Genomic DNA, 15,233 nt, shown 5'->3' with positions numbered 1-15,233 from the left:
CATCACGCCTGCCATGAAGTTGGCGATGGCCACTTAGCTCCACTTCTGGCGACCGCTAGAAGTGGGGGGATTACCGCACGAGGTCGCTTTCAATGTCACAGTAATCTTCACTCAGTACCTGACGTGTGATAGCCAACAAACCTGCGGATTCGTTTAGCAAGTCCTCGCGCGTCGCATTTTTTGGCAGTTGTGGGCCATCTTGAGGCGCGTGCGGACGCGGTGTGCGGTAGCGCTGCCACTTGGGCAGTGGAAGGGCTTCTACATGCGCCCGCACAGCATCGAAGAAAGGACCGAAAGCATCTACATAGCGCTGATATTCAATATCAGTGTTCATAGTTTCCTCATTGGTGGGCGCGCGCGGCTGGGCGGAACGAACGCCACGCGGCATAGGCAAACAACACGAAGGTGACCGGCACGGTGAGCGGGGTCAGTGCGAACGGAACACCCAGCAGGAAGATGCCTGCATTGCGCATTGCATCCTGCTTGCTTTTCCCTGTGAACATGGACACCACGACTATCGTGATGACCGCCCCCAGCAACAGCACCAACAGAAGCGACAGATACCGTCCCCAACTTACTTCCCCGTTCGATACCAGGAACGGCGCCGCCCGCGCCAAGGCGTCCGAAATGGGCATCCCAAAGGAACCTATGAATGCAGCAACGTTGTGCATGTCTTCTGGCATTGCTCTGCTCCTAGGCTTCTTGTTCAAACTTGAACCGCATCAGGCTGGCGTCTGACAGGGCGTTTTGATATGCCAGCGGCCCGATGTAGGTACCGAATGCAACGCGGTCGGCCGTTGGCAATGTGTCTGCTGCTGGGAAATACAGCGGCGAATCGCGCGCGATGAGGTGCACAAACCCTTCTTCCACGTCCACCTCGACGATTTCGGGCGGCGAGCCGCAATTGTCGAGGAACCAGTAATAGCCGCTGGGCATTGGTTGGATCGGAACGCAACTCGGCTCATCCTTCATGTTGGAATCTCCAAGTCAGACAGCAGTGGGTGCACTGGCCTGGCGGCTGCGCCAGCGAGTCAGCGTGGCACGAGCGATCACGCGCCCGGTCAAGGGGCCAAGCATTGCAAACAGCAGGGCGAATAGCACGCGGCTCACTGACCACTCGCCCATAGTCACCATTGGATAGACCAACGGCAGCGGTGCAAGCCAGCAGCCCACGGCGGCGAGCATGCCATTGACCAGCGCCACCACAGGATGGCGTAGGAGCCTTGGGCGTATCACGAATCACGCCCCGTGGCGTCGGGTGCCGCAAACATGGCATAGAGCGTGCCGATGCCGAGGCAGACCCATCCAATGAGGATGCCGAGTTGCGAATGCGACCAGGACGCCACGACGAGGGCGGCCATCGCCGCCAGAATGGTCCAGCTGCCCGAACTGCGTAGCCAACGGATAGCTTTCATGTTGATCTCCTGCACTTGATGGTGTGCAATGGTGTTGCACAGCCCCATAGTACCCAAATGCATGCGTGCATGCATTTACACCTTGGCTTTGCGCTTCCGCGTGGTCTTCGCTGCCGTGGTCTTGCCTGTGGCCTTCTTCGCTGGGGCCGCCTTCTTGTCGGCATGTAGGTCCAGCCACGCACCCAGCGCGGCACGCGAGCGGCGCTGCTCATCGGACAAGGTGGCACCCTTCTCGGTGGCTAACTTCTCGGCGTAGGCCAGCTGCTTGTCGCTTGGCGGCAGATTGCCGTAGGTATCGCCATGAGCGTCCAGGAACGCCTGCACGGCCGTGTGCGAGCTGTCCGCATTGGCCGGCAATGGCACGCCGAGCGCCACGGCAATGGCTTGGGCATAGCGTAACTGGCCCTCACTGGGCGCGCGCGTGGCGGCCGCTTTGGCGGCATCATCCCGCACCGCATTGATGATCCGGGTGACGTTCGCCGCGACCTTATTGACGAACTCGTCGCGTGCCTCCACCGGCACCAGGCCGCGGCGCAGCTCGTCCAGCTTTTCCTCCCACAGCGCCGTCGTCGCGGCATCGGTGATCGGGGCAGGCAGCATTGCGATCAGCTCACGCGCCAGTGGCGTGCTGACAATGAATTTGCCTTGCGGCTCCAGGTAGCCGCGCTCGCGCAGGTTTTTGATGATGGTCCCGCGCGTGGCCTCGGTGCCGATGCCGGCGTTTTCCTTCAGGCGTTTGCGCACTTCGGGGTTGGTGGCGAACTTTCCAACATCGAGCATGTCGGCGATCAAGTCGCCTTCTGTGTAGCGCTTGGGCGGCCGCGTCTTCTTCGGCCGTAGTGCAGCGGCGGCGACTGTGCAGCGCGTTCCGTCCTGGATGTCAGGCAGCGCGGGGGCGGCAGTGTCGTCGTCGTTTTCGCTATCCGGGTCCGTGCCAAACACGGATTTCCAGCCTAGGCCGGTGGGAACACGGCCGGTGGCGGTAAACGGCACGCCACCGGCATTTAGCGTCATGCGGGTTTCGTTGAACGTGTAGTCGGGCAGCAGCGCAGCAAGATAGTGCTGCGCTATCAGCAGATAGGCGGTCTGCTCGTCATCGCTGAGCGTGCGGCTGGCGAGCGGCACACCTGTAGGCACGATGGCATGGTGTTCTGCATGGTCTTTTGCCATCTTGGCGCTGTTGAAGACGGTCGGCCGGATGGTGGGTTTGTTGACGGTCAGTGCTGCCACGTGGCGCGCCAAGCCTGGCACCTGGGCGAGCGTTTCCAACACACGGGGGATTTCTGCTTCCTGCTCGTTGGGTAACAGAGCGCACGGCGTGCGCGGGTAGCTGGTCAACTCCTTGTCGTACAGGCTTTGCGCGATGTCGAGCGTCTTATCAGCGCTCCAACCGAATCGCCGCGAGGCCAGCTGCTGGAAGCGCGAAAGCGTCATCAGGGCAGGGGGCTTCTGCGCCTTGCTTTCGTGCGTGACCGCGAGCGGTCCACTGGCTCCGGTGGCCGCTGCGAGGATGGCTTCGGCGTCGGCGCGAGCGAAGAGCCGCCCCGCATCTGCCGGGGCGTGCGTCAGCACGACGTTTGCCCCGAGTGCGGTCTGAGCGGTGATTTCCAGCTCGTAATAGGTGGCTTCGCGGAACGCGGCAATTTCAGCATCCCGGCGCACGACCAGGGCGAGCGTGGGGGATGCCACGCGGCCGACATGGCGCGCCCCTTTGCCGCCACCGGCACGGGCCAGCAGGGTGTAAGCACGGGTGAGGTTTCTGCCCAGAAACCAATCCGCACGGGAGCGTGCCTGGCTGGCCCAGTACAGCGGCTCGCTGCTCTCGCCTGGCCGCAGGCTGGCGATGGCCTTGGTCAGACTTGCGGTGTCGAGTGCGGAATACCACAGGCGGCGCACCGGTCCTCGATAGCTGGCGTGGTCCAGCAGCTCGCGCGCGATCGCTTCACCCTCGGCGCCGCAGTCGGTTGCGATGACGATTTCCGACGCTTTGGGGATGTTGGCCAACACCACGGCTAGCTCGCGCTCTTTACCCGGCACTGACTCAAAGGTCCACTTGACGGGGTTCATCGGCAAGGTGGGCCAATCCCACTTGTCCCAAGCCCCTGCCACAGGCGGTTGGCCGACCATCTCGCCCAGATGACCACGTGCCCAGACAACGCGGCCATCGTCGGTATCGATGTAACCCTGGCCGGGCTTGGGGTTACCCAGCAGTGGCGCAATGTTTTTGGCCTGGTCGCGCTTCTCGCAGATCCATAGACGCATGTCAGCGCTCCGGGTCGTTGGCGGCGGTGTTCGGATCGGCCGGCGTGCCGGTGGGCAGCAGCAGCCAGAATGTCGCCAGCGAGACAAAGCCGATGGCGACGGCGGCAGCGGGTATGGAGAGCCAGAAAAACACGATGGCGGCGAGCATGCCGACGATCACGATACTGGCGCGGGCTGGGCGTGACCACTGCGACATGGCGTAGAGCATTTCGCCGATGCGGTATCCCAGGCTTTTTTCGGGTGCGTTCATGCGCTAACTCCGGCGGTTGTCTGATGCGGTCACCCGAGGTGGACCGCACAGACTCAGTGCGTCACGGTGTGGTCATGCAGCTGGCTTGTTCTGCTCGGCAAGGTACTTGGTGAAGTCACGGTTGCCATCGAGCGCATGCTCGATCAGGGCAACGGCGGCATCGTTCCAGTCGGGCTTTGCGCCCACGGTGTGCGCGTAGAAGTCGCAGAAGGCTTCCACGCGCTTGATGAGCGCGGGATCGAACTGTAAGCGCTTGGTGACGCGTTCGGTTTTGACGGGGATCTTCGGCAGTGCCGATGGTTTGCGGGCCATGTAGTTGTTCCTATAGCGGGTAGCGATTGGCTACAGCGGTGGTGATAACGACGCTGATCGTGACGCCCAATTTTTTGGCGTATTTGCTGACGCCGTTGTGCAAGGGGACGGACAGGTGGAAGCGGAGGCGTTCGCGGTCTTGCTTGCGATAGATGCCGCCGGCCACCAGGGTGGTGGGTTGAAGCAGAAATTCTTCCATGAGGTGTTGCATAAACATTCGCCGGCTGAGTCCGGCTCGCTGTGCATCGCGGTCAATCGCTTTCATCTGCTTAGGGGCCACGTTCGCGACAACCTGTCGCCGAGCGGCTTTTGCAGGCATAGCTATTTGCTCCGTTGGGTGGTTGGTAAAGCCCTCGGAGTTTATCGATATTGCACACGTTGGTTCACGGTCACGGGCCATAGGGCGACAGCGCCAAGTCTTTGTTGACCATGACCGCCACCCGTTGACCAGGCCGAATTTCCAGCGTGGGTTGCACATTGATGCTGCGTTGAAGCAACTGCGCGCCGGCCTGGTTGATCTGTTGAGCCGCGCCCTGGGATGCAGCCTGACCGGCGTCACGTTGAAAAGCGGAAAAACTGTCACCTTCGGCCGTCGCCACAGCGGCGGCTACCGTGCTCGACAGCAACACGCTCGACAAGACTTTGCCCCAATGGTTGTTGACCTTATCGCTCACGCCGGCATAGCCGGACAGGTCAACACCTGGCATGCCCTCCAGATCCAGACTAGACCCGTTCGGAAAGCGCAGGCGCTGCCACACCAGCAACACGCGGTTCTGCCCGAAGGTCACGCGCGAGTCGTAAGCACCGATCAGCACCGAGCCTTGCGGGATGATGACGTAGCGGCCAGTTGGGGTGTCATAGACCGGCTGTGAGACCTGCGCGGTGATCTGGCCGGGTAGGTCGCTGTTGATCCCGGTCAGGAACAGGGCAGGGATGAGCGTGCCCGCGCTCACGACGGTCGGCGTGGCTGGCGGAGTCAGGCGCGATTGCAGCGTGCCGGTGTCGCGCTTTTCGTCCATGAAGTGGCGCTTGTCGTCTTGCCGGTTGGCATCGTCGCGAGCCGTCTTGTCTGGCCCACCAGCACCAGCGGCCGCGGCAGCGGCCTGCGCAAGCATCTGCTGCTGCACCGCCTCGGGTGAGTCCGCCGGCATCCCACCGAATGCCGGCGGTCCACCGAACTGGCTCGGATTGCCGGCCGCATCAGGTCTAGCACTTTGCTGGAAGCTGGTTTTCGCGTAGCGGGCATTGGCGGCCTGCTGCATGCGCTGTAGATCCTGCTGGGCGGCAAACTGCTGTGCCGCTGTCTGCGGCTGCGCACCGCCGCCGTAGGCCCGCGTGCTGGCCTGTTGCTGGGCCGCGTACTGCATTTGCCCCACTTCCCCCGGCATTGGTGCCCCGAGCTTCGGAACGCGCTCTGCGCGCTGCTGGGCGGCCGTTGCGTAGTCGCCTGGCAAGGCGTTGAACGCCTCAGGCTTGGTGGACATGTTGGCGGTGGCCGGCTGCTCCTTGGGCTTGTTCTGATTCGGCTTCTGCGTGAAGGCCTGGACGAAGGCGAATGCGATCAACACACCCGCGATGCCGGCAATGATGCCGACCTTCTTCTTGTCCAGGGTCTTGATCTTCGGCTTGGGCGTTGCCAAGGGAATCGGCGCGTCCTGCGGGGGCGTGTAGCCTTCGCTGGCCGACTCACCGGTCACCGGGTCGCGTTCGTCGTCAGCCGGGGTTCCGTTTGTGGTCTGCATGCGGCACCTCAGTGATTAGCGACGGCGGATCGTGATGGTTTGCTTCGCACCCACGCGCAGCTCGGCGCGATCAAACACGCGATCTACGATGTAGGTCGGGCCGGTGGTGCCGTTTGCCACGCCTTTGACGCGGTAGTTCACCAGCAACGGTTCGCCCTTCTCGATCAGGAACAGCGCCGGGGCATCGGTCGCATTGAGCGTGGCCGGCATGCGGATATAGGTTTGCGCGCCATCGTCAAAGACTTGCATTGGCTTCCAGGAGTAGCGGCCGCCCTTGATGTCGTAGTTGAAGTGCAATGCATCCGGGGCGACTGCCACAGGCTGGACGGCTTCGCGCTTGGCCGCCACGGCTTGCTGGGCCTTCCAGGTGTCCATCGGGTACTGCCACGACACGCTGGGCATGCTCCAATCGGCCACGCTGCGCGCGGTGACCAGGTAGGTGCGCCGATTGGTGGCAATGAACAGGTCGTTGGTCAGACCTGGCTCCACCGCCTTGAGCACCAGATGCACTTGCTCGCCGGCATCGGTGCCGCTGGTGACCTGGCTAATGAGCCACCGCACCGTATCGGAGCCGTTGACTTCGCCCGTCAGCTGTTCGCCTGGCTGGAAGTCGATAACGGTCTGACGGCCGGCGCCGACATAGATCGTATAGAGCGCACCAGGCCGATAGGTAAAGATCGTCTGTCCGCCCACATTGGCCGTGCTGGAGCTGGTCGGCACTTGCCGTGCCTGGCCGACGTACTCGGCCACCTGGGCGCGCTGCTTGCTGTCGAAGTCAGACCGCGCTTTGGCGACGCGCGGCGAGACATGCTCCGGCTGCAAGGGCGGCGGCACATAGGCGGGTGCGGGAGCGGGGGCGTTGTTGGCCAACGGGGTCGCATTGGCGGTCGCCGTGCTGTTGTCGTTGAGCGCGCTGGTGATCGCGGGCACCTGTGGCGTAGTTTGGGCATTGGCGATGCCGGCGGACAACAACAGCAACGGCAGAACGGTCGTCTTCATGGTTTGCATAGTGTTTGCACTCTTAAGCGAAAAAATTAGGGGGCGCTGCCGATGTCGCGCTGCCAATTGAAGTCCGTGATGAACAGGCCCAGCGGGTTCACTAGCTCGATCTTGGGATCGGGGGTGCTTTGCTTGATGGTGAACGTGGATGTCCACGTCGCCCGCTCCTTGACCTGGCCCTGGTCGGTGAAGCTGGTCTCCACCCACCGCACCTGGTAGCTGTCGGCCGACACGGGGACCACTGAGGTGACTTGGGTGGTGACGGTTTCTTGGCCGACCTTGCTCATGGTCGAACCCGGCACGCGGGCTTCGGCATTGAGCTTGTTCGCAGAGGCTGGGGTCATGAAGCTATAGGCCTCGTTCCAGGCCGACTTCACCACCACCGGATCAAGCGGCACGGTGCGTACCAGTTCCACCCAATGCTTGAGGAAGTAGCGGATTTCGGCCGGGCCGGGCGTGTAGTTTGGACTTGCGTAACCGACGACCTGCGGCGCGCCATCAGTGTTGATACGCGCGATGAGCGGCTTCGGCGGCGGCCGGTTGCTTAGGGCAACCAAGCCACCGGCCAGTAGTACCGACAAGGCGTAACCGCCAACGGCTGCCCAGCGCCATGCGCGCTTGTCGCTCTCCGATTTTTCGAGTTTGTCTGTCCAGCCTTTGCGCGCTGAATCGTGGTGCGGCGACATCGGCGGCGAGCTAGGACGCTGGCCGACGGGCGTTTGCAGTAGGTCTTTGGTGCTGCTCATGCGTGGTTAGCTCTCGTCGTTGGTGGGGGCAATCGTGGGGTTCCCACTACCGCCACCGCTGGTGGTCGTGGCCCCTTTGATCGCTGTCGTTGTTGCCTTGGCAACCGTCGCTGCGTCGCTGAATCGCTGCCTACCGGCTTCTAGCCGTTCCGGGGACGGGGTGGGTGTCGCAGGCGGTGGTGGTGCTGCCGGCGGCACACCGCCACCCATCGCAACACCCTGTGACCAGGCATCCTTCACCGCTGCGCCGGCATTGGTGACCGGTGCAGCGGCCATCCGGCCGACTTCGGACGCACCAGCGGCCGCGTAGCTGGCGCCCGCTGAGACACCGCGATCAATGTTTGCAGCCGCGGCCGAGCCGAACTTGATTGCGGCCTGGCCCAGCCGGGTGCTTGCAGCGCGTTGAACGCCGGCTGCAACGGCTTGGCCGGCTGGCGTCGTGCTTGCCGCCATCAGCCCACCAATGACGCTGCCGCGAACACTCGGATTGCTCAGTGCAGCCGCACCAGCTCCTGTGCTGTTTGCAGCAGCTGCACTGCCGGCGCCGTGGATCTGCCCGGCAGCCGTGATGGTCTTGGCCGCACTGGCGGCGCCCATGCGGCCAAGCGCGGCAGCACCGACACCAGCACCGATGGCGGCTGCGCCGGCACCGATGGCCACCCCGGCCGCACTGCCGGCGGTCAACGATGGCGAACCAGAGAGCAACCCACCTGCCACGGCTGGGGCATGCACGGCAATGATTGCCATCACAATCGCAGAGCCGGCCAGCAGCCACGTAACCATCAACGGTGGGGCTGGGCTGAGCCCGAACGTATTGAGTACCGGGCCGTAGACGGCAATGATGAAGCTCAGAACCATCAGTTTGACGCCCTGTGCTACCACTGCACCGATGGCTTTCTCCGCGAGAAACGCGGTGTGGTTGCTGATCCCCCACGGCACCAGGATCAGGCCCAATACAGAGACAAGGGCAAACTCAACCTGTGTTAGCAAACAGGTCAGAGCCAAGACGAAAAACGCGGCCAATACAAACAGCTCCGCAATCGTGTATTGGAAGACAACTGCCATCACGGCAATCTTCTGATACCACGACCCCTCTTGGATGCGAGCAATTTCGTCCTGGATAGGCTTGATGACAACCATTGCCTGATCCAGGATGCGGCTAGGGTCATTGACTAATGGGACGCCTGTTCCACCGCCAGCTAGTGAGCCGATCTGGGAGAGGCCTTCGGCAGTGCCTCTGGTCAACGTTGGCCACGATGCCACCAGAAAGGCAAAGAAGCCGATGCGCAGTAGCTTGCGTAGGAATGGTGCGGTGAAGTCCTCACCGCGCAGCGCCCAAAAGAGTGCGGCTAGCGCAATCTCAATTGCAGCCAAGGTGCCGATAATTGCCTGAGCGCGGGGCGTGATGATCCCAAACCCGTTGGCAAACACGTTCTGGAAAGCTCGCAATAGCTCTGTGAGGAAGCCAGTCGTAGTCGGGTCCATCGGTATCCGTCCTATTGCTTGGTGACAGGGGCCGTTTTGGGCTGTGCATCAGGCCACCAATCTGAAACCGGTTTTGCCGGCTCCACAGTGGACGGTGCAAACGCATCTGGACGCTGGGGCTTGCGGGCGGTTGTTTGTTGGCCTGGTGCAGGGCATGCACGTTGTGCTGCATCTCCATTGGCACGCGCCACGTTCAACCTGGTCTTCAAATTGTCGGCCGCGCTCTTTCCGTAGGCGCTGTCGATCAACGCACTGCACTCGGCATCAAACAGTAGTGCGCATCCACATTTGGCCGGCACGGTCTTAGGAAGTACGGCGGGAGCTTCACAGGTGTAAGACACTTCACAAGGATTTCCCGCCGCTACTGCCTGCTCTGCATGTTTTGCCTTCTCGACATCGGGTTGCGCTGTGCAGCCTGCAAGGCTGACACCCGCAAGCACGATGGTGCGGAGGAGCCGGCCGTTCACCACCACTCTCCAATGCTCTTGGCAGCTGGCTCAGTTGATTTCTGGAAGGCCTTGTCGCTGCCGTAGGCGTTCTCCATGTTCCGCTGCGTCAGGCGATCGCCTGCCATCTGACGGGCCTGTTCCTCAAGCACGGCTTGGTTCATTGCCGCCGTTTGTGCGTTGAGCTTCATCATTTCCTGGCCGACCAGCATGTTGATTTGGTTACCGGCTTGCGTGGCAGCGAGGGCACCTGTTGCCGATTGCGAGGCCTGTCCCATCGTCTCAAACTGCCGGTTGGTGCTGTCCAACGTATCTAGGACGGCCGCACCGCTATACAAGGCGTCTTCCACGTTGTTGCGCCCTTGGTTGCGCCACTGATCGACCATCGCGGACAGCTGTTGAAACGTCGCATCGTTGGTCACTTCGGGATAGCGCTGGGCGAACATGTCGCGCGTGTTCTGCAAGTTCGCCATGCTCCCACGCAGCTGGTTGATGCTCTGCCTATAGGAGTTGTAGACCTGCTGATACTGGCCGAAAACGTTGCTCGGCAGCGAGGTCAAATTGCGGGCCTCATTGGCGACCTGTTGGATTTGCAAGTTCAATTGATCCATCTGGGTTTTGTACTGCTGCACCTGCTTGGCGTAGGCCGAGATTTCTTGGCTTTGCTGCAACAGCTGAGTCACCAGGTTGCTGCAATTGGCGCACACCAGCGCTTGCGCCGGGGGAGCGTAGACGACGGAACCGCCGACAACTGAAATGCCGATGGCGACGGTAAGGGCTGCGGTGACGCGACGAATGGTCATGGCGTTCTCCTTGCGGGGTTAAGCTTGGACAGGGGTGTTGCTGGGCGCTGCGGGGCTGCTATCAACGGAGCGCACGAAGTCGAGCGCCCATTGCAGGGGGGATTGCGTGCGTTGGCTTGCTGGCTTGGACGCCTGCGCCTGGTCGTGCTTGTTGACCAGGTGGGTCAGGTAGGCCTCGTTGAACTGCACGGTGGAGCTGGTGGTCTTGCGGATGGCGATTGCTTCGCGCTGCGCTTCTTTGCCGGTTGCGCCGCACACGGCCAGCGCCAGCGGCCCCAAGCCCAGCGAAAACAGCCGATTGCCCTGCGGGCTGGTCAGGTAGTAGTCGCGTTTTGGCGTGCTGCTGGCGAGGATGTCCAGCTGCTTATCGTTCAAACCGAACATCCGGTAGAACTTGGCCACCTCGTCGTTTCGGGCGCTGCTGTTGGGCAAGAAGATCTTGGTCATGCACGCCTCGATCAGCGTCGGCATGATCTTGGATTGCGCCACGTCGGCCAGACTCTGCGTGGCGAACCACACAGCGACGTTGGCCTTGCGCAGCACCTTGAGCCATTCGCGGATCTTTGCCGAAAACGCTGGGTGGTCGAGGAACAGCCATGCTTCATCGAGCACCAGGAGGCTCGGCCGCTTCGCGTCGAAGCGCTGCTCCAAGCGGTGAAACAGGTAGGTCAACACCGGCATGACCACCTGGGGGGTGTTCATCAATTCTTCCATTTCAAACGCGAGCCAGCTGCCCAGCGACACGTCGTCGTGCGTTGCATCCAGCAGATAGCCGTGCGCCCCGTCCACCGTGAACGGGTGCAAGGCCTCCTTGATGTCTGGATCTTGCACCAGCACGGTAAAGCCTGAAATGGTGCGTTGCTCGACCGGGCTGTCGTCTGCGCCCAGCTCGTTGAGCGCATCCCAGATGGCGCGCTTACGCTGCGGCGTCATATCGACGCCTTCGCCCACGATGATGTCAATCAGCCATTCTTGCGCCCATGCCCGCTCCTGGTCGTTGTCCACGTGGGCTAGCGGCTGAAACGCCGGGCTGCTGTCACCGCCTAGGTCGTAGAAGCGGCCACCCACGTGGTCGGTGGTAATACGGGAGCTGCCGCCCTTGTCGAAGATGTAGACCTGCGCGGCTTCATAGCGACGGAACTGTGTCTCGGCCAAGTTGAGTAGCACCGACTTGCCGGCACCGGTCGGGCCGATGACCATCGCGTGCCCTACGTCGCCCACATACGTACTGAAGCGGAACGGCGTCGTCTCCCCGGTGACCACGAACATGTGCGGCGGGGCGTGGTCCAGATTCTGGTTACCGGGGAATAGATCGTTCTGGCAATAGCGCGGCCCGGCCCACACGCTGGAACTTGGCATGGCGTGGGCAAGGTTGAGCGTGGACACCATCGGCCGGCGGATGTTGTGCTGGGCGTTGCCTGGCACCGCGCCGAGAAACGCATCGATCGCGTTGCCGTCGCGGGCTTCGTCAATGGTCACAAAGCCTAGGCCATTGATTTCGCGCTCGACCGCGCGCAGTTTGGCTTCTAACCTTCGCGGATCCGTATCAAGCACGATCAGCGATTGGGTGAAGTAACCATAGCCCACCGCCTCTGCTGCGATTTCCTGCATTGCAGCGTTGGCGTCTGCCGCGTTAGCGAGCGCTTCCGGGTTTTCCAGTGCTGACTCCGACTTGCTCAGTAGCTCCTTCAAGATGACCATGAAGGACTTGCGGCCGCTGAACCACTCGCGCTGGATCTTCTTCATTTCCTTGTCGGCCGTGGCCTTGTCCAAGGCCACCCAGCGCGTCACCCACCGGTAGGCCATGCCCATCCGGTTCAAGCGATCCAGAATGCCGGGGATGGTCTGCGTCGGGAACTGACGCACGGTGATGATGCCCAAGTGGTGTTTGCCCAGCTTCGGTTCTTTGCCCCCGATCAGCGGGGTGTCGGGCAGCACGCGGCAAAGCTCTTGGGATACGTCACCAGGTACAACCGGGTGACGTTTGGTGCTGATTGTGTCGTGCAGGTAGGTCAGCAACTCGGAGTCATCGAGCGCATGCACCTCTGGCAGGATGGCCGAGAAGGCTTCCAGGAGCCGAACGCGCTCCACCACGAACTTGTCGAGCCAATCGTTGATTGTCTGCCGGTCGCGGTTGGCCGCACTCTTGCGCTGCCCGTCCGGGTCCGTAAAGAACCAAGCGCGGGCTGTACTCTCCCGTGCCTTGGGCGGCAACCATCCGAGTGTGAAGTAATACGTGGTCTCGAAGTGCACGCCGGTCTCGGCGATGCTGCGGCGCTCTTCATCGATCAGATAGGACATCGGCTCGGGGAAGTGTTCGCCGCTGGGGTAGCTGGTGCTGGGGGCGCGTTGTGCGTCGATCTGGAAATACCAGCCGTCGCCAAGGCGGCGGAACAGGTTGTTCATCTGAGCCGACACGGCAATAAGTTCGTGCTTGGTCGCCGAGTCCAGGTCTGGCCCGCGATAGCGCAGCGTCGTGATCAACGACGCGTTGCGGTTCAGCACGACGCCGGGGGCGACCAGATACGCCCACGGCAGAACATCGCCAATGTCGGTGGGTTCGTTGCTGTATTTCGGAAGTCGCTGCATGGGTTGGCCTTCACTGGATGCCGCCGGTCAGTGATCCGCAAGCGCGGACCACTGACCGGTAGCCCGCTATGCGCGGTAGTGGTTTTTCAAGCGGAGCGCGCGTTTCAACGCCTCCGGCCATTGCGTGTCGTACTTGGTCAGTAGAACCAGGCCGATGTGGATGACGATGTAGAACGGCAAGCTCCACCACGATTGCAGGCCAAGCACGAGGGCTGCAGCCGTCGTGAACGCGACAACGGCCATGTCGCGCGGAATACCTACAAGAAGCCTGGGTGTGGACAGTGCGCGGTGTACCGGCACCTCATAGCCATCTGGGTTGGTTTGTTCGTCCACGATCAGAACACCGCGCCGCCGCCGAAGCCAAGGAAGCTGAGGAAGAACGTGCTTGCGGTGAAGGCAACCGACAAGCCGAGTAGGACCATCATCAGCTGTTTCATCCCGGAGCCTCCTTGCGAGTTCGCCATCCCGAGACCACAGACAACGATGGAGATCACCCCAATCGCCTTAGCGACGGGACCGGTGATGCTATTCAAAATCTTATCTAGCCAGTCTTCCCACGGCATGCCGGTGCCGCTTGCGTAGGCGGCAGCCGGCAACAAGAAAAACGCCAGCGTGAGCAGCTGGAGAGTGCGAGTGTTGCGGAGCTTCATCGTCATGTCCTGCGTTGGGGGAAAGTTCTTTTTTTTCACGTAGTGTGTATACATCTAGCACACCAAGCAGCGGCCCGGTCATTCGGCTGAAAGAAGCTTGTAGACGTACCCGTCTGGCGTCTGCTCGACGCCCTTGACGCGCAGCACTTCACGCACGCGCCGCACCGCCTTGCGGCCCTCATCGTCGTCTACCGTCTCGAAACCGATGCTCACGATGATCTGCACCGTGCGGGCGATCTTGCGCGGAACCGGCAGGAACCCGCCTTGCACAAGCAGGTCCTCGATGCGCTCCAACGCTTCGTTGGCGCTGTTGGCGTGGATGGTGCATAGCCCGCCGGGATGGCCGGTGTTCCAGGCATCGAGCATGTCCATGACTTCCGGGCCACGCACCTCGCCGACGATCAGGCGGTCTGGTGTCATACGCAGCGTATCGCGCAACAGGTGCGTCATGCTGCGGGTGATCTGGTCGCGATTCCGCACGGTGCGCAAGCGCACGACTTCATCAGCCTCCACGCGCAGTTCTAGCGTGTCTTCCAGTGTGATCACCCGCCCGGTGATGCGGCCCATTTCGTACAGGACGGCATTGGCAAAGGTGGTTTTCCCGGTGTGGCTGCCGCCGACGATCACGATGTTGTCGCGGTCATGAACCGCCTTGACGATGGCATCTCGTTGTCGCTGGGTGAGCTGCCCGTTGGTCACATAGTCGTCCAGCGTAAGCCGCAGATTGGACTTCTTGCGGATCACAAACGTCGGGCCATCGGGTGATTCCGGCGGCAGTACTGCATGGAAGCGATAGCCTGTTTCTGGCAGCTCGGCCGGAAAGCTCGGGTTGTCCTTGTCGGCAATCTCGCCGACGTGATCGGCCACGATCTTGATGACGCGCATGCGCGTCATCACATCCAGGGTGTGGTCGTGGCAAATCCGGCGACCTTCCTTGGCGTACCACAGCCGGCCATCGGGGTTGACGCGCACTTCCTCAACGGCCGGATCGTCCAGCAGCTCACCGATGGCACCGCCGAGTGCGGATTTCATCATGTCCAGCAGCCGGCTATGGCGTGTGGTGATGGAAAAGGATGCACTCATGTACGAGCTCCAAATTGTAGCTTTTACTATACCGAATTAAGCGAAACTGACCTACATCCACAGTTGTTCAAAATGTGACGGGCGCTACGGTACGAGAAGCTTCCACAGCGGGACACCCACGCACTTGGCCAGCATGGCCATGTTGTCGAGGTTGGGGGGCGACTTTCCAGTTTCGATGTTGCTGATCCAGGAACGCGTCAAGCCTGTTCTATCCCTAACGTCCCTTTGACTGAGCTTCGCTGCCTTCCGTGCTTGGCGGAAATTGCGTGCAAAAATTAGCCGTTCCGCTGGTACCGGCTTCGCGTATTGAGTGCTGTCGGTGGCACGCGGTCTGCCTGGCATCTTGTGCAGCACCTCTTTGGTGGATAGAACATGGGGTAATCCCCCCACTTCTAGCGGTCGCCAGAAGTGGAGCTAAGTGGCCATCGCCAACTTCATGGCAGGCGTGATG

Annotated in this window: 20 protein-coding genes; all 20 read right to left on the bottom strand. The window is 61.7% G+C overall.

Annotated elements, in window-relative coordinates; all coding sequences use genetic code 11:
• Positions 1-70: 70 nt before the first annotated feature.
• Positions 71-334 carry a hypothetical protein gene (locus tag LL972_RS20760; RefSeq protein WP_228329199.1) on the bottom strand — a complete coding sequence of 88 codons (264 nt, stop codon included), beginning with the start codon at positions 332-334 and terminating at the stop codon, positions 71-73.
• Between the two features lie 7 nt (positions 335-341).
• On the bottom strand, positions 342-683 hold the full coding sequence (locus LL972_RS20755; protein ID WP_228329198.1) for a hypothetical protein: 342 nt from the start codon (positions 681-683) through the stop codon (positions 342-344).
• A 10-nt stretch (positions 684-693) separates the two neighbouring features.
• Entirely contained in the window at positions 694-972 is a 279-nt protein-coding gene (locus LL972_RS20750; protein WP_146470458.1) for a hypothetical protein, read from the bottom strand.
• A 15-nt stretch (positions 973-987) separates the two neighbouring features.
• Positions 988-1,203, bottom strand: a complete 216-nt coding sequence (locus tag LL972_RS20745) for a hypothetical protein (protein ID WP_228329197.1) — start codon at positions 1,201-1,203, stop codon at positions 988-990.
• 29 nt (positions 1,204-1,232) lie between these two features.
• A complete protein-coding gene (locus LL972_RS20740) occupies positions 1,233-1,478 on the bottom strand; it encodes a hypothetical protein (protein ID WP_228329196.1) in 246 nt (81 codons plus the stop codon).
• A gap of 12 nt (positions 1,479-1,490) precedes the next feature.
• Complete coding sequence (locus LL972_RS20735; protein WP_228329195.1) at positions 1,491-3,677, bottom strand: DNA topoisomerase; 2,187 nt, start codon at positions 3,675-3,677, stop codon at positions 1,491-1,493.
• A 1-nt stretch (position 3,678) separates the two neighbouring features.
• Entirely contained in the window at positions 3,679-3,927 is a 249-nt protein-coding gene (locus tag LL972_RS20730; protein WP_228329194.1) for a hypothetical protein, read from the bottom strand.
• Positions 3,928-3,999: 72 nt separating this feature from the next.
• Complete coding sequence (locus tag LL972_RS20725) at positions 4,000-4,239, bottom strand: hypothetical protein (protein ID WP_005997461.1); 240 nt, start codon at positions 4,237-4,239, stop codon at positions 4,000-4,002.
• A 10-nt stretch (positions 4,240-4,249) separates the two neighbouring features.
• Positions 4,250-4,456 carry a hypothetical protein gene (locus tag LL972_RS20720; RefSeq protein ID WP_017164026.1) on the bottom strand — a complete coding sequence of 69 codons (207 nt, stop codon included), beginning with the start codon at positions 4,454-4,456 and terminating at the stop codon, positions 4,250-4,252.
• A 172-nt stretch (positions 4,457-4,628) separates the two neighbouring features.
• Positions 4,629-5,879 (bottom strand): TrbI/VirB10 family protein, encoded by a 1,251-nt coding sequence (locus tag LL972_RS20715; RefSeq protein WP_228329192.1) that lies wholly within the window; start codon positions 5,877-5,879, stop codon positions 4,629-4,631.
• Positions 5,880-5,996: 117 nt separating this feature from the next.
• The gene (gene trbG, locus LL972_RS20710; protein WP_017164024.1) at positions 5,997-6,989 is read right to left on the bottom strand and encodes a P-type conjugative transfer protein TrbG; all 993 of its coding nucleotides are present in this window, start codon (positions 6,987-6,989) and stop codon (positions 5,997-5,999) included.
• A 26-nt stretch (positions 6,990-7,015) separates the two neighbouring features.
• On the bottom strand, positions 7,016-7,726 hold the full coding sequence (gene trbF / locus LL972_RS20705) for a conjugal transfer protein TrbF (protein WP_228329191.1): 711 nt from the start codon (positions 7,724-7,726) through the stop codon (positions 7,016-7,018).
• 6 nt (positions 7,727-7,732) lie between these two features.
• A complete protein-coding gene (gene trbL, locus LL972_RS20700) occupies positions 7,733-9,211 on the bottom strand; it encodes a P-type conjugative transfer protein TrbL (protein ID WP_228329190.1) in 1,479 nt (492 codons plus the stop codon).
• Positions 9,212-9,222: 11 nt separating this feature from the next.
• Entirely contained in the window at positions 9,223-9,678 is a 456-nt protein-coding gene (locus LL972_RS20695) for a hypothetical protein (RefSeq protein ID WP_228329189.1), read from the bottom strand.
• The gene (trbJ, locus tag LL972_RS20690; RefSeq protein WP_228329188.1) at positions 9,675-10,460 is read right to left on the bottom strand and encodes a P-type conjugative transfer protein TrbJ; all 786 of its coding nucleotides are present in this window, start codon (positions 10,458-10,460) and stop codon (positions 9,675-9,677) included. Before trbJ ends, LL972_RS20695 begins: the two co-directional genes overlap by 4 nt.
• Positions 10,461-10,478: 18 nt before the next feature.
• Positions 10,479-13,049 (bottom strand): DUF853 family protein, encoded by a 2,571-nt coding sequence (locus LL972_RS20685; protein WP_228329187.1) that lies wholly within the window; start codon positions 13,047-13,049, stop codon positions 10,479-10,481.
• Between the two features lie 66 nt (positions 13,050-13,115).
• A complete protein-coding gene (locus LL972_RS20680) occupies positions 13,116-13,349 on the bottom strand; it encodes a VirB3 family type IV secretion system protein (protein WP_075242596.1) in 234 nt (77 codons plus the stop codon).
• A 35-nt stretch (positions 13,350-13,384) separates the two neighbouring features.
• Positions 13,385-13,705: a TrbC/VirB2 family protein gene (locus tag LL972_RS20675; RefSeq protein ID WP_104567771.1), complete on the bottom strand. Its 321-nt coding sequence runs from the start codon at positions 13,703-13,705 to the stop codon at positions 13,385-13,387.
• A 72-nt stretch (positions 13,706-13,777) separates the two neighbouring features.
• A complete protein-coding gene (locus LL972_RS20670) occupies positions 13,778-14,782 on the bottom strand; it encodes an ATPase, T2SS/T4P/T4SS family (RefSeq protein ID WP_228329185.1) in 1,005 nt (334 codons plus the stop codon).
• Between the two features lie 84 nt (positions 14,783-14,866).
• The gene (locus LL972_RS20665) at positions 14,867-15,124 is read right to left on the bottom strand and encodes a helix-turn-helix domain-containing protein (protein ID WP_080640316.1); all 258 of its coding nucleotides are present in this window, start codon (positions 15,122-15,124) and stop codon (positions 14,867-14,869) included.
• Between the last annotated feature and the right edge of the window lie 109 nt (positions 15,125-15,233).

It is taken from the genome of Xanthomonas campestris pv. asclepiadis, assembly GCF_020784175.1.
In the GTDB taxonomy this organism is placed as follows: domain Bacteria; phylum Pseudomonadota; class Gammaproteobacteria; order Xanthomonadales; family Xanthomonadaceae; genus Xanthomonas; species Xanthomonas campestris_D.
Note: the sequence above shows the minus strand (reverse complement) of the source record. Positions and strands in the feature narration are given on the sequence as shown.